Source organism: Macrococcus capreoli (assembly GCF_025628935.1).
Classification (GTDB): Bacteria; Bacillota; Bacilli; order Staphylococcales; family Staphylococcaceae; genus Macrococcoides; species Macrococcoides capreoli.
Genome location: NZ_JAOTIS010000005.1, coordinates 87,113 through 101,911, shown reverse-complemented (window position 1 = coordinate 101,911; position 14,799 = coordinate 87,113). Strand labels below are relative to the sequence as shown.

The window sequence follows — 14,799 nt, the reverse complement described above, 5'->3', positions numbered from 1 at the left end:
TTTATTCCTCCTTCATTGCTTTAAATGTTGTGATGGCATGGCCTGCAAGTAAATGGTCTGGCTGAATTGCTATGACACGCTCAAATTCAGTAATAGCTGCATCGATATTCTCTGTCATCATATAGTCTGCGAGTGCTTTATTGTAAATCGCATCCGTATGTTCTGGATCATCACTTAAGACGCGTTGCAATGTCTTTGATGCTTCAGCAAACATATTCATCTGGCACATCACTAACCCATACTGGAATGTAATTTCGGTATCATCTGGTTTCAATTCATTAGCACGCATTAAAAACGGTAGCGCTGATGCGAAGTCACTTAAATTCACAAATGACATCCCTAACATATAATATGTATCCCCGTCTTCAAGACCATTTTCGATAGCTTTATGATATAACTTCACCGCTTCATCAAAGCGATCGACATTATAATAAATATTGGCTAAACCATAATAAGCGCCGCCGTGTGTCGGATCAACCGTTATTGCTTTCTGGAAGAAGCGTTCTGCTTCTACCGGTTTATTTGAATCGAGTAAAATAGTTCCGACGTTAATGTAATGTGTCACTTCTTCAGGTTCTGCTTCAATTGCCTCGATTAATATTTTTAAAGCTGCTTCGTATTGTTTATTTTCAATGAGTTGCATTAAATGTTTATCGTCCATGCTTGAACTCCCTTTTCCATAGTCGTTGTTATATTATATCAAAAAATAAAAAAGAAGACATCGCTGCCTTCTTTAAAAAATTATTGTGTTACGACGTATTCTAATTGACCTGATTTTTTGAATACATCATCAATTGTTGCGCCACCTAGACATACTTCGTCTTGATAGAATACAACCGCTTGACCTGGTGTAATCGCTCTTACAGGTTCAGCAAAGATGACTTTCACTGTATTATCGTCAATTTGTTCAATCGTGACTTTCGTATCTTTTTGACGGTATCTGAATTTCGCAGTACATTCAAATCCATTTGTTAAATCAACGGGATTAATAAATGATACGTCAGAAGCGATTAAATAATCACTGTATAATGCATCGTGATCAAAGCCTTGTTCAACATATAAGACATTTTCTTTTAAGTTTTTACCAACAACAAACCAAGGATCTCCGTCGCCACCAATTCCTAAACCGTGTCGTTGACCAATTGTATAGTACATTAATCCCGAATGTTGCCCCATCTCAACGCCATCTAAAGTCATCATTTTACCGTTTTGAGCCGGTAAATATCCGCTTAAGAATGCTTTAAAGTTACGTTCACCGATAAAACAAATGCCTGTAGAATCTTTCTTTTTCGCTGTCGCTAAATCGTGTTTAATCGCAATTTCACGCACTTCTGGTTTTTGTAAATGTCCAAGTGGGAACATAACATGTTGTAATTGTGCTTGGGATAATTGATTTAGGAAGTATGTTTGATCTTTGTTATTATCAACACCACGTAACATTTCGACAGTACCATCATCATTGCGTCGTATTTGTGCATAATGACCCGTTGCAACATAGTCAGCACCTAATGCTAAAGCATGATCTAAAAATGCTTTAAATTTAATTTCTTTATTACACATCACATCTGGATTCGGCGTTCTACCCTTTTTATATTCATCTAAGAAGTAAGTAAACACTTTATCCCAATATTCTTTTTCGAAGTTAACAGCATAATAAGGAATACCGATCTGATTACATACGCGAATCACATCTTCGTAATCTTCTGTCGCTGTACATACGCCGAATTCATCCGTGTCATCCCAGTTTTTCATAAAGATGCCGATGACATCATATCCTTGTTCTTTTAATAGTAAGGCAGTGACTGAGCTATCAACGCCACCACTCATACCGACGACTACTTTTATATTTTCATTTGTCATATTATCTACTCATTTCATATATTTTCTTAATTTGTTGTGCAATATAAGTGACTTCTTCTTCTGTGTTCTGATGTGACAGGCTAAACCTGATAGATTGTTTCGTTCTTGGATGTTCACCAAACATCGACGTCAAGACATGACTTGGCTCAATACTGCCAGCAGTACAAGCGGAGCCACTAGAAACATATACACCATTCATATCTAAGATGGTTAACATCTTTTCTACATCACTAAATGGGAAATATAAATTTGTAATATGCGGTAACGTCATATTCATATCACCATTCAGTTCGAACGGAATTTCAAGCGTTTGTAAAGCATTGATAAAGGTTTGTTTAAGCTGAGACAATTGAATATTTGATGATGCGATGTTTTCAGTAGCAAGCTCTAACGCTTTTGCCATCCCTGCAATATACGCAATATTTTCTGTTCCCGCACGACGCTTCGTCTCTTGAGCACCGCCGAGCTGCTGAAATTGAATTGGCGTCTTGTCTTTAACATATAAAAGTCCCACACCTTTCGGACCGTAAAACTTATGCGCAGTAATTGTAAATAAATCCACATCAAGTGCTTTTAAATCAATCGGCATATGTCCAATTGTTTGGACACCATCAGTATGGAAGATTGCTTGGTGATCCTTTAATAACTGTGCAATTTCATCGATAGGCTGAACAGTTCCAACTTCATTATTACCAAACATGATAGATACTAGGATGGTATCATCACGAAGTGCATGCTTTAGCGCTTCTATTGTAACAAACCCGTGTGAATCTACAGGTAAATAGGTCACTTCGAAACCTTCTTTTTCTAATTGCTCGAACACATGTAATACAGAATGATGCTCAATCGATGAAGTAATCAAGTGCTTACCTTTATGCTGGTTCTTATATGCAACACCTTTAATTGCTAAATTATTCGATTCAGTTGCACCACTTGTAAAGATGATTTCTCTTGGTGTAACGTTTAATCGTTTAGCGATGGTTGATCGTGCTTGATCTAAAATTCTACGACCCTCTCGACCAATTGTATGAATTGACGATGCGTTTCCATATTGATTGCTTAATACATCCGTAATCTCAGCCACCACATCAGGCGCTACATTCGTTGTTGCTGCATAATCTGCATATACCTTCATGATTTGAACATCCTTTCGTTTTTTTCAATAACTTATCATAACACCCTTTTAATAAAAACTCTATCTAATTTGCTCAAGTGTAAAAATTGTAAAGATTTATGTTGTTAAAAATACTTTGACGATTCTCCGCTTTATATGTAGGGAGAGATATTATGCAAAAAACAATATTTGTGATATTAAGGGGAAGAATTCATTTAATGTAAAGGCTTTTCATGATTACATTGGTAAAATAATTACTAAACGTGCATTAGAAAAGTATTTTACAAAATGGATTGACTGAAAACTACTTCTTTATATAAAAAATGCAAATATCAATTGTTGGATAGTTTATTTTATGAAGGCTAGCGTACTATTTATATTTTGATTAACTCGATTGTTCGTTCGTACTAATCCAACCTCTAAGCAAATAATTATCCTTATTCCCGACCCAAGTGCTAAACTATCGGTACAAAAATAAAAGGAGATTATCGAATGTCTAATATTAATATCCCTGTTTCAATCCTTAACCTGGCCCCCGTTCGTAAAGGTGATACGAATAAAGATGCAATTGACCAGGTCGTTGCGTTGGCTCAACTAGCAGAAGAGCTCGGCTATAACCGATACTGGATTGCTGAGCATCACAATACGCCAAGCTTAGTGAGTTCAGCAACAACAATACTTATGAGTCACGTATTACAAAATACGAAAACAATTCCTGTCGGTTCAGGTGGCATCATGTTACCAAACCACGCACCACTTGTTGTTGCAGAACAAATTGGTACGCTTGCTACCATTTATCCAAACCGCTTAAACTTAGGGTTAGGTCGTGCGCCTGGAACAGATATGATGACAGCAAGTGCATTACGTCGTGATCGTCATGACAGTGTCTATACTTTCCCGGAAGAAATCCAGGAATTATTAAAGTATTTCGGACCTGAAGAAAAACAAGGATTCGTCAAAGCCTATCCTGGTGCCGATACAAATGTTCCGATTTACGTATTAGGCTCATCAACTGACTCAGCTCATTTAGCTGCGCGAATTGGATTACCGTATGCCTTCGCCGGTCACTTCGCACCAGAACAAATGAAAGAAGCGATTGCAATATACCGCAATCTATTCCAGAAATCAGAGTATCTAGATCAACCTTATGTCATGGTTGGAACAAATGTCATCATAGGAGAAACTGATGAAGAGGCAGAATATTTAGCAACGTCTACACACCAATTCTTCTTAAGTGTCGTTAGAAATTCAAGATTACCACTACAACCTCCTGTAGAAGATATGGATTTATTATGGACGGCTCAAGAAAAACAAATGGCAATGTCACGAACAAGAACAGGATTTATTGGTTCTAAAGAAACTGTAAAAAAAGAACTACAAGCTTTCCAGGATGAATACAATGTCGATGAATTAATAGTTGTGAGCTACATTTATGATTTAGATAAATTATATCAAAGTTATCGCTGGCTAAAAGAAATAACCGAAGAAAAATAGTGGTCGCATTCTCGCGACCACTATTTTTTATGTTGACGGTATAACTCTTTCGTTTTATAACCTTCTCTTAAAATATGATGCATTTCTTCGATTCGTTTTAACCGTGTTTTTTCTTGTTTCGCACTGAATAAATAACGTGCCCAGTCTTTCTTATAACCAGGTGTTAAGCTATTAAAGAAAGGTATAACATCTTGTTGTAATATTGCTATAACGTCATCTACTTTATCCGCATAATCTGCAACACACTGACTTGCAGCTTTTGACACTTTTCGTTCTGGTACATATTTAATACCAACAACCGTATATACTTCGTCCATTGATACCATACGATTAAACTTATAATCTGTTCCTTGAATATAGCCATCATCCATCACTTTTAAAGCTGGAAATATTTCATCGCGATGTATATATGAATCATATTTCTTATTACCTTTCTTCGGATAAGCGACAAATAACAGGCCACCTTTATTCAAAGATGATGAAGCCAGACAACTTTGAACGGTTTGTTTAAACCCTTTAATATCTACTACAAACGCAAAAATAATATCATGATGCCCAGTGATATGATCATGACTTTCACTAAATACATTATAATCTGCCGGTTGATTTACGACAAAAACGGATTTATCTTCAATTTTTAATTTTTGAAATATCGTCATATTATTCACCTAAATATAGAACATATAACCTTCTATAATATCTTCATCTTTATAATTCATTAAATCCTCTAACGTCGTTTCATCCAGCACTTTCTTCACTGCATCGCGAATGTCCATCCATAGCTGCTTTTGTGCTGGCGGTTCTTCTTCAATACCTTCAACAGGTGTAATCGGGCCTTCCAGTAATCGAATAATATCTGCAGCCGTCACCTCTTTAGGAGATTTTACTAACATATAACCGCCTTTTGCACCACGAACACTTTTGATTAATCCTGCATTACGTAATGGACCAACCAGTTGTTCTAAATATAAATCACTTAATTGATTTTCTTCTGCTATTATTTTTAATGATACAGGCTTTGTCTCATATCGTTTCGCTAGTGAAATCATTAATGTTAAGCCGTATCTACCTTTTGTGGAAATTTTCATTTTGCTACGCTCCTTTTCAATAAATCAATTTTATCACATTTTCACTTAAAATAAGGTACACTTTTGCTAAAGGAGTGAATAAATTGGAACCTTTAGCTTATAGAATGCGTCCGACAACGATTGATGAAGTCATAGGCCAGCAACATCTAGTTGGCGAACAAGGCATCATACGTAGAATGGTTAATGCAAAGCGCCTTTCATCAATGATTCTGTATGGTCCACCAGGTGTCGGTAAGACGAGTATTGCAAGAGCAATTGCTGGTAGTACCGCTGTTAAATTTCGACAGCTCAACGCAGTAACCCATACTAAAAAAGATATGCAAATGATAGCAGATGAAGCAAAAATGAGTGGTCAGGTGATTCTGTTACTCGACGAAATTCATCGCCTTGATAAAGGAAAACAAGATTTCTTGTTACCTCATCTTGAAAATGGTCAAATAATATTAATCGGGGCGACAACGAGCAATCCATATCACGCCATTAATCCTGCAATTCGTAGCAGAACACAAATATTTGAGCTTCATACATTGTCAGAGGAAGAAATAAAAACTGCGCTGTTACGTGCGATACACGACAAAGCAAATGGATTTGGTAACGAAACAATTGAAATTGAAGACGCTGCTCTCAACCATTTCGTCCAAAGTGCGCAAGGTGATATTCGTACGAGTTTAAATGCATTAGAACTTGCAATACTTTCATCAGAATCGAAAGATCCGATAAACATTACTTTAAAAGATGCTAAAGATTGTTTACAAAAATCGAGTTTCCAGTTCGATAAAGATGGTGATATGCATTACGACTTAATGAGCGCATTCCAGAAATCGATTCGCGGGAGTGATGTTGATGCCGCACTGCATTATTTAGCCCGCCTGATAGAAGGTGGTGACTTACCGACCATTGCCCGAAGATTGCTCGTTATTAGTTATGAAGATGTAGGACTCGCCAGCCCATCCGCTGGTAGTCGCACACTTGCCGCTATTGAATCTGCTGAACGACTTGGCTTTCCGGAAGCACGCATTCCGTTAGCGCAGGCGGTTATTGAACTCTGTTTATCACCGAAATCTAATTCAGGTATTGTGGCAATTGATGCTGCATTATCAGACGTACGTAACGGGAAGATCGGTGCAATTCCGAAACATTTAAAGGATGCACATTATCAAGGTGCGAAAGACTTAGGCAATGGAATGGGGTATCAATATCCACATCACGCAGCATCAGGATTTATCGCCCAGCAATATTTACCGGATACTATGAAACAGAAACAATACTACATACCGAAGACTACGAGTAAAGCAGAAACTCAATTTAAACAAATTTACGATAATATAAAAGCACAGCAAAACAAGCATTGAGATAAGGATACACCTTCTCAATGCTTGTTTAATTAATTTGCTACGTCACGTTTATTAAAGATCCATGCTGCTACAGTCAAAATTACGATAAGCATTACAATATCATAACTTAAACTAAACGCAAACGATAAATCTTTATCCACCAGTTCCGATGAATTTGTCGCTAAGTATTTTGATAAATCCCAGTTCGCCGGCCATATCCATTCTACCAACTTCGTCTTACTGCTTAAGAACATAACAACTAAATCACCGAAGAACATCAATGCAAATGTTACACCTAAGCTAAGTGCAGTATTTTTAAAAATGACAGATAGTACGAATGCAATTGTTGCGAATGTTACGATAAATAACAGGTTAGCAAATAACTGCTGACCTAATACATCATATACGTTGATCATTTTTAATCCTTTTCGACCAGAAACAGCAAGTGTTGCTGACGGGTTCATTTTTGTAGAGAACAGACTTATGAGCGCTGTCATACCGTAAGTAAAAATTAAGAAAATGAATGAAACTAAAATTGCAAAAATATATTTCGAGAAGAATATCTTTAATCTAGATGCTGGTCTAATCAGCAATAACTTAATCGTGCCTTGCTGATGTTCTCTTGACATTAAACTGCTACAGATGATGATGATCATAATTGTTACAAATGAAATAAAACCGTTTGTATCTAATAATGTTTGATAAAAATTATTCGTTGCAGGAGGCTGAACGTCTTCCTTTAAGTAAAATTCTAACTTCTGAATTTTTTCTCCTAACGTCGCTTCGTCTGTAATATCATTCAGTGACTTATTATCTTCCTTCTTTTTGGCAATAGTTGCTAAACGTTGATGATATTTTTCAATATCTTGCTTCACTTCCGTTTTCCAGTTACTAGTATATTCTTTACTATTATCTGCACTGCTAAACTTCATTCCTAAAAAAGTTCCCAGCAACATAAAAGCAACAATGATGACAAGCATCATATACGTACCGAGTCGATTAAAATATTTATTAAATTCATTTATCACTAACTTAAACAATGCTACCGCCTCCTTCTTTTGTTAATGCCATAAAACGATCTTCTAAAGATAATTTCTCTTTTGTCACACCGTATATATCAACATTTGCATTAACGAGATCGCGCACCATTTGTGGTACATCTTTTGGGGCGATATCGACGGTAATCATATTTTCGGTTAATGTAAAAGGGATATTTTTTTCGTTTAAGCATTTTACTGCCTGATCTACTGGATATACATCGAAATGATGTTTTACAACATCATTAACAGTTACGACAGTATTTACGTCTTCAATGCGCACCATTTTTCCATTTTGAATGATACCGAATCTGTCACACATCAATTCCATTTCACTCATTAAATGGCTGGACACGATGACTGACATATTTTCTTCACGGGCTAATTTTTTAATGTAGTCACGAATTTCGCGAATCCCTGCTGGATCTAAACCGTTTGTTGGTTCATCTAATATTAATATTTTCGGTTGGTGAAGTAATGCTTGTGCTAAACCTAGGCGTTGACGCATACCTAATGAATAACGTTTCACTTTTTCTTTAATACGATTTTCAAGCCCAACTAATTTAACTACTCTGTCAATATCCGACTTGCTAATACCTTTTTGCATTCTTGCGTATTGCTTTAAATTTTCTAAACCGCTTAAAAATGGGTATAATTCAGGATTCTCAACAATCGCACCGATATCTTTCATTACTTCATGTCGATCTGTAACTACTGAACGTCCGAATACTTTAATATCACCTGAAGTGGGTGATGTAAGGCCAACAATCATACGAATCGTCGTTGTTTTCCCGGCGCCATTAGGCCCTAGAAACCCAAAGACCTCACCTTTTTTTACGTCGAAACTTAAATCTTTAATGATGTGTTTCTTGTTGATTGTTTTGTTTAAATGACTCACTTGTAAACTATAATGATTTTCTTCCATTTTTACACCTCCGTTAAAACAATCATACACTATAAATCCAAGTATTTACTTTAAAGGGGACATTTTTAAGGTAAATTTAAGGTTAGAAAAACCCAGGACATTTCCATCCTAGGTTTTTAAATGTTATTATTTATCTTTCACGCGTGTCACAGGGAAGTCTTTTAATATATCGTTAACGACCCAACTTGCACAAATCAGTCCTACAACACTCGGTACAAACGCATTACTTGATGGTGGCATTTGTGCTTTACGTACTGGCGCATCCGCATTGCCTACATATGCTTTTACATCTTCACGAATAACAATCGGACTTTCATCACTGAATACAACTGGTATTCCTTTATGAATACGTTCTTTCTTTAATTTCGTACGTATGACTTTTGCCATCGGGTCTGTATGCGTCTTTGAAATATCGACAATTTTAAAGCGTGTCGGATCAGTCTTATTCGCTGCACCCATACTTGAAATAATCTTTATTCCACGTTTTAAACACTCTTTCATCAAATGGATCTTATACATGATCGTATCACTTGCGTCAACGACATAGTCGATATCATAGTTAAAGATTTCTTCATACGTTTCATCGGTATAAAACATATGGAGCGGTGTCACTTTACAATCTGGATTTATCAGTTTAATACGCTCTTCCATTAATGTTACTTTAGACTGACCGACTGTCGTTGTTAATGCATGAATTTGTCGATTCACGTTCGTAATATCGACATCATCCTTATCGATTAAGATAATATGTCCAATATTTGTTCTCGCTAAAGCTTCTGCAGCAAACGATCCTACGCCACCTACACCTAGTATCATTACTGTCTTACCCTTAAGTGCATCTAAACCTTCTTTACCATATGCTAATTCATTTCTAGAAAATTGATGTTTCATTTTATTTCTCCATTTCTTATATTCAATAAATATATCCTACCACATTACTATGTCTTAATCATTACAAAATAAAAGACGAGAGACAAAAGTCTCTCGCCTTACGATAGTATCCAAGTGAGCCGTTGTTTTTAAGTGTTGATCATTTTGGCCTGCTATAAACAGGTGGGTGTCCCGTTTCTAATTTTGCAAGTCCTCCATTATGAGGCGTGTGCGCTAAAAGAAAACCTATTAGACTCCCGATCAGAAAGTGTTAGGTCAAAATAGAATAAACAAACATCGAACTCTTCAGACACCTATCTTATGACTATATAATAGCACATATTTTTCGTTTTGCAACTATTTCATTCTTATTTTTTATTCTTTTTCATCTTTTGATTTTTCTATTGCTTTAACGTTTAATGCAATGTGTAAATCGTCTAATTGTACTGTTTCAACCGCACTTGGTGCTTCAGTTAAAAGGTCTGTTGCAGATGCAGTTTTAGGGAATGCAATGACGTCACGTAAGTTTGTGCGTCCTGCAAGTAACATCACCATTCTATCTAATCCTAAAGCGATACCGCCATGTGGTGGTGCACCATATTTAAATGCATTCATCAGGAAACCAAATTGCGCTTCAGCTTCTTCCTTCGTAAAGCCTAATGCTTCAAACATTTGCGCCTGTACTTCCTGATCGTGAATTCGGATAGAACCACCACCTAATTCATAACCATTTAATACAACGTCATACGCATTCGCTTCAGCCGCTTCTGGATTTGATTTCAATAATTCTAAATGTTCAGGTTTAGGTGCTGTGAATGGGTGGTGTGCCGCAAAGTAACGATCAAGTTCTTCATCATACTCAAATAATGGCCAGTCCGTTACCCATAAGAAATTAAATTTATTGTCGTCGATTAATCCTAAGTCTTTACCTAATTTGTTACGTAAGTTTGCTAAGCTCGCATTAACGACAGATAATTTATCAGCAACAAATAATATTAAATCACCAGTTTCAGCTTCAGTTGTTGCAATGAGTTCGGCCGTAATTGCTTCATCAAAGAATTTAGCAATCGGTCCGTTTAATCCTTCTGCAACAACTTTAACCCATGCTAAACCTTTTGCACCGTAAATTTTTGCAAATTCTTGTAATGCATCAATATCTTTTCTTGAATACTGATCAGCTGCGCCTTTAACGACGATTGCTTTTACCGCTCCACCGTTTTTCACAGCTTCACTAAATACTTTAAAGTCCATTTTAGATGCTAAGTCATTTAACGTTTTTAACTTCATGTCAAAACGTGTATCTGGTTTATCAATACCGTAATCACGCATCGCTTCTGCATAAGTCATACGTGGGAATGGTGTTGTAATGTCAATGCCTTTAACGTCTTTCATAATACGGGCAAGCATGCCTTCGTTCATCGCCATCACGTCTTCCTGATTTACGAAACTCATTTCAATATCGATTTGCGTAAATTCAGGTTGACGGTCTGCACGTAAATCTTCATCACGGAAACATTTAACGATTTGATAGTATTTATCGAATCCACCAATCATTAATAACTGCTTAAAGATTTGAGGAGATTGTGGTAAGGCAAAGAATTTACCTTCCTGTACACGTGATGGTACTAAATAGTCACGTGCTCCTTCAGGCGTTGATTTCGTTAATACCGGTGTTTCCACTTCATAAAATCCTGATTCGTCTAAATAGTTACGCACTGCACGTGTGATTTGATGACGCATCTTAAATGTATTCGCAAGTGGCTCACGACGTAAGTCTAAATAACGATATTTTAGACGGATATCTTCTGCAATATCTGTTTCTGCTTCGATTTGGAACGGTGGTGTTTCAGATTTATTGATAATATTAACTTCAGCAACTTGAACTTCAATTTTACCAGTCTTGATTTTAGGATTAACAACCGCTTCGTCACGTGCAGTTACTTTCCCTTTCACTTCAATTACATATTCAGAACGAATTGTTTCAGCAATCGCTAACGCATCTTTTGAAAAATCCGGATTAAATACGATTTGTACAATACCTTCTCTATCGCGCAAATCAATGAAAATTAATCCACCTAAATCACGGCGTTTTTGCACCCACCCTTTTAATACAACTTCTTGTCCAATATATGATTCCGTGACTAAGCCACAATATGTTGTTCTTTTCTCCATGTTATTTCTCTCCTTTAATGAATGATGCTAATTGATCAATGTCAATTTCAGTACTTTCCCCTGTTACCATAGATTTTACATTTATCTTACCGCTCTCAAGCTCATTCGAACCTAATACGATCGTATTTTTAGCATGAATTCGGTCTGCCTGTTTCATCTGACCTTTCATTTTTCGGTTTAAATAATCGATATCAGCTTTTATGCCATTATTACGTAAATCAGCTAATATTTTAATCCCTGCATCAACTGTTTCCGGCATTGTGACGATATATAAATCAATTTGATCTTCAATATCTAATGTGATACCTTCCGCTTCAATTGCAAGTAATAAACGCTCGATACTTAACGCAAATCCAATACCTGTTTCTTTTGGTCCATCTAACATTTCTAATAAACCGTTATAACGTCCACCACCACATAAAGTCGTAATAGCACCAAATCCTTCAGCATCACTCATCACTTCAAATGCTGTATGTGTGTAATAATCTAATCCACGTACTAAATTCGCATCTTCAACGTAAGGCACGTTTAATAAATCTAAATAGCGCTTCACTTCTTTATAATAATTTAAAGAATAGTCATTTAAGTATTCAGTTATTTTCGGTGCATTTTTTACAGATGGCTGATCACGATCCACTTTACAATCTAATATACGCATCGGATTAGTATGCAAACGGTTCTTACAGTCATTACAGAAATGTTCAATATGAGGCTCAAAGTGTTTCACTAACGCTTCTTTATATGTGGTACGACTTTCCATATCACCGATAGAATTTAAGACAATCTTAATATGCTTTAAACCAAAAGATTTATAGATGGTATAAATCATATGAATCACTTCTGCATCCATCGCTGGATTTTCAGCGCCGATTGCTTCTACACCAAATTGTACGAATTGACGATAGCGTCCTTTTTGTTTACGTTCATATCGAAACATCGGGCCATTGTAATACAATTTGATTGGTTGATTTGCATCACCATTCATTTTATTTTCAATATAACTTCTTACGACTGCTGCTGTACCTTCAGGACGAAGCGTAATGCTTCTGTCACCTTTATCTTTAAATGTGTACATTTCTTTCTGAACGATATCTGTCGTATCTCCCACACCTCTGGCAAATAGGTCCGTTGATTCAAAAATAGGTGTACGTATTTCTTTATAATTAAATGATGCTGCAATTGCATGTAGTTGATTTTCGATATAACGCCATTTCGGTGTTTCACTTGGTAAAATATCTTGCGTACCTCTAGGTATATTAATCATAATGATTTCCTCCTCATATCATAAAAACGTCATCTAATAAAAAAGTCCCTTATGCATCATAAATAATGCATAAGGGACGTAAAATATTCCGTGTTGCCACCCTAATTGGTACTAAACGCGTACCCACTCCAGTACATTTAACGCATGTAAAACGGTGATACTTTCATATCACAGCCTCATCTATTGTTACACAATATAAGTATTTATCATCTAATTTCAGCAAATTTAGATGTCTCTATTCAATAAATTTCTTATAAATGATAGATTAAAACGGCTTATTGTTAAGTTTGAATAGGTTTATATTACTAAGTTAACTCACTAAAGTCAAGTTAATAAGAAAAGTAATTGCGCAAACCATCTACGATACTCGTCGTAATAATTTGTCGATATACTTTATCATTCATTAACTTTTCATCTGTAGGATTACTGATATAACCTAGTTCTAATAACACTGCTGGTGATTTTGTCTGACGTATCACTTGATAATTTTCGATACGAACACCACGATCTGATAATAATGCTTTTTGTTTAATCGCCAGATGCAACGTATCAGCAAGCGCCTTTTGTTTATCATGATAATAATAAACGGTTAAACCATGTGGATTCGACGAGGCTAGTGCGTCTGCATGAATACTAATAAATACATCAGCAGCACCTTTACGGTCATCCAGCTTGACGTATTCATCCGTCGTTCTTGTCATAACTACAGTCGCTCCGGCATCTTCAAGCTTTTGCTTGAGCATCATACCAGTTGCAAGTGTAATTTCTTTTTCTACCGTGCCAGCTTTACTGGAAGCGCCTTGATCACTTCCACCATGTCCCGGGTCGAGTAATACAACTTTACCTTTGAAAGGATTCGCGCCTGTTACTGTATCTTTTTTTATATTTAAATTGGTATGCCAGCCCGCAATCCAGCCCTTTTTCTTACCATTATCGACGTAATACCATTTACCCGTATGTTTTAATATTTTAAATGTATCACCTTTACTCACATTAAAAATGACTGGATAAAATGCCTGTGGACCTGTTCGCAGCTCACTATCTTCTTTCATAGATAGTTGCGTCGGTTCAGCTTTTTGTTTCGTGAATAACCAGAACAGTAAGGTAACAATTAAGATTATTAAAAGTGATAATAAAACGAGACGTAAAGGTCTTGATCTTTGTATCGGTCTTAAATCAATTTTTTTCATTGTATTTTACCTTCGATACTTTCAAATAAAATCGTAACCGGACCATCATTGATTAAATCAATCTCCATCGATTCGCCAAATGCTCCTGGGAGCACGTCAATACCATATGATTTAAGCAAGTCATTAAATTGATGATACATTGCTTCAGCAATGTCAGGTGTCTTCGCATCAGTAAAACTTGGACGATTCCCCTTTTTCACATTTGCATACAATGTAAATTGTGATATGGATAATATTTTACCTTTGACGTCATGAATGGATAAATTCATTTTACCAGCATCGTCTTCAAAAAGGCGTGTATTTGCAATTTTCTTAGCAACAGCATGTAAATCTTCCTCAGTCGTATGCTCACCAATGCCTACAAATAAGCAGAACCCTTGCTCAATGGATTGATAATAGTTATCTGCTGTAACAGATGCTTGTTTCACTTTCTGTAATACGACACGCATGA

Annotated in this window: 14 protein-coding genes and 1 other RNA gene; 2 read left to right on the top strand and 13 right to left on the bottom strand. The window is 36.2% G+C overall.

Features of this window, described 5'->3' with window-relative positions; genetic code table 11:
* Nucleotide 1 precedes the first annotated feature (1 nt).
* From OCL94_RS05325 to OCL94_RS05315, 3 genes are all read right to left on the bottom strand, one after another.
* Nucleotides 2–661, bottom strand: a complete 660-nt coding sequence (locus OCL94_RS05325) for a tetratricopeptide repeat protein (RefSeq protein WP_262995326.1) — start codon at nt 659–661, stop codon at nt 2–4.
* Between the two features lie 80 nt (nt 662–741).
* The gene (gene mnmA / locus OCL94_RS05320; protein ID WP_262995324.1) at nt 742–1,860 is read right to left on the bottom strand and encodes a tRNA 2-thiouridine(34) synthase MnmA; all 1,119 of its coding nucleotides are present in this window, start codon (nt 1,858–1,860) and stop codon (nt 742–744) included.
* A 1-nt stretch (nt 1,861) separates the two neighbouring features.
* Entirely contained in the window at nt 1,862–2,995 is a 1,134-nt protein-coding gene (locus tag OCL94_RS05315) for a cysteine desulfurase family protein (RefSeq protein WP_262995322.1), read from the bottom strand.
* 471 nt (nt 2,996–3,466) lie between these two features.
* Between OCL94_RS05315 and OCL94_RS05310 the strand changes: the two genes are divergently transcribed.
* Nucleotides 3,467–4,468, top strand: a complete 1,002-nt coding sequence (locus OCL94_RS05310; RefSeq protein WP_262995320.1) for an LLM class flavin-dependent oxidoreductase — start codon at nt 3,467–3,469, stop codon at nt 4,466–4,468.
* A 20-nt stretch (nt 4,469–4,488) separates the two neighbouring features.
* Here OCL94_RS05310 and OCL94_RS05305 read toward each other — a convergent pair whose 3' ends face one another.
* Nucleotides 4,489–5,127, bottom strand: coding sequence for a YdeI/OmpD-associated family protein (locus OCL94_RS05305; RefSeq protein WP_262995318.1), 639 nt, complete (start codon nt 5,125–5,127; stop codon nt 4,489–4,491).
* A gap of 9 nt (nt 5,128–5,136) precedes the next feature.
* Entirely contained in the window at nt 5,137–5,556 is a 420-nt protein-coding gene (gene cymR / locus OCL94_RS05300) for a cysteine metabolism transcriptional regulator CymR (protein ID WP_262995316.1), read from the bottom strand.
* Between the two features lie 104 nt (nt 5,557–5,660).
* On the opposite strand from cymR, the gene OCL94_RS05295 reads away from it, so the two are divergent.
* Nucleotides 5,661–6,908, top strand: coding sequence for a replication-associated recombination protein A (locus OCL94_RS05295; RefSeq protein WP_262995395.1), 1,248 nt, complete (start codon nt 5,661–5,663; stop codon nt 6,906–6,908).
* A 32-nt stretch (nt 6,909–6,940) separates the two neighbouring features.
* Here OCL94_RS05295 and OCL94_RS05290 read toward each other — a convergent pair whose 3' ends face one another.
* From OCL94_RS05290 to dtd, 8 genes are all read right to left on the bottom strand, one after another.
* Nucleotides 6,941–7,930 (bottom strand): ABC transporter permease, encoded by a 990-nt coding sequence (locus tag OCL94_RS05290; RefSeq protein WP_262995313.1) that lies wholly within the window; start codon nt 7,928–7,930, stop codon nt 6,941–6,943.
* The gene (locus tag OCL94_RS05285; RefSeq protein ID WP_262995311.1) at nt 7,923–8,852 is read right to left on the bottom strand and encodes an ABC transporter ATP-binding protein; all 930 of its coding nucleotides are present in this window, start codon (nt 8,850–8,852) and stop codon (nt 7,923–7,925) included. Before OCL94_RS05285 ends, OCL94_RS05290 begins: the two co-directional genes overlap by 8 nt.
* A 126-nt stretch (nt 8,853–8,978) precedes the next feature.
* Nucleotides 8,979–9,743: a tRNA threonylcarbamoyladenosine dehydratase gene (locus tag OCL94_RS05280; RefSeq protein WP_262995309.1), complete on the bottom strand. Its 765-nt coding sequence runs from the start codon at nt 9,741–9,743 to the stop codon at nt 8,979–8,981.
* A 103-nt stretch (nt 9,744–9,846) separates the two neighbouring features.
* Nucleotides 9,847–10,038: non-coding RNA, 6S RNA (gene ssrS, locus OCL94_RS05275), on the bottom strand.
* Between the two features lie 59 nt (nt 10,039–10,097).
* Complete coding sequence (gene aspS / locus OCL94_RS05270) at nt 10,098–11,894, bottom strand: aspartate--tRNA ligase (RefSeq protein ID WP_262995307.1); 1,797 nt, start codon at nt 11,892–11,894, stop codon at nt 10,098–10,100.
* 1 nt (nt 11,895) lies between these two features.
* On the bottom strand, nt 11,896–13,158 hold the full coding sequence (gene hisS, locus OCL94_RS05265) for a histidine--tRNA ligase (RefSeq protein WP_262995306.1): 1,263 nt from the start codon (nt 13,156–13,158) through the stop codon (nt 11,896–11,898).
* Between the two features lie 329 nt (nt 13,159–13,487).
* Nucleotides 13,488–14,348: an N-acetylmuramoyl-L-alanine amidase gene (locus OCL94_RS05260; RefSeq protein WP_262995304.1), complete on the bottom strand. Its 861-nt coding sequence runs from the start codon at nt 14,346–14,348 to the stop codon at nt 13,488–13,490.
* Complete coding sequence (gene dtd, locus OCL94_RS05255) at nt 14,345–14,797, bottom strand: D-aminoacyl-tRNA deacylase (protein WP_262995302.1); 453 nt, start codon at nt 14,795–14,797, stop codon at nt 14,345–14,347. Before dtd ends, OCL94_RS05260 begins: the two co-directional genes overlap by 4 nt.
* Nucleotides 14,798–14,799: the final 2 nt, after the last annotated feature.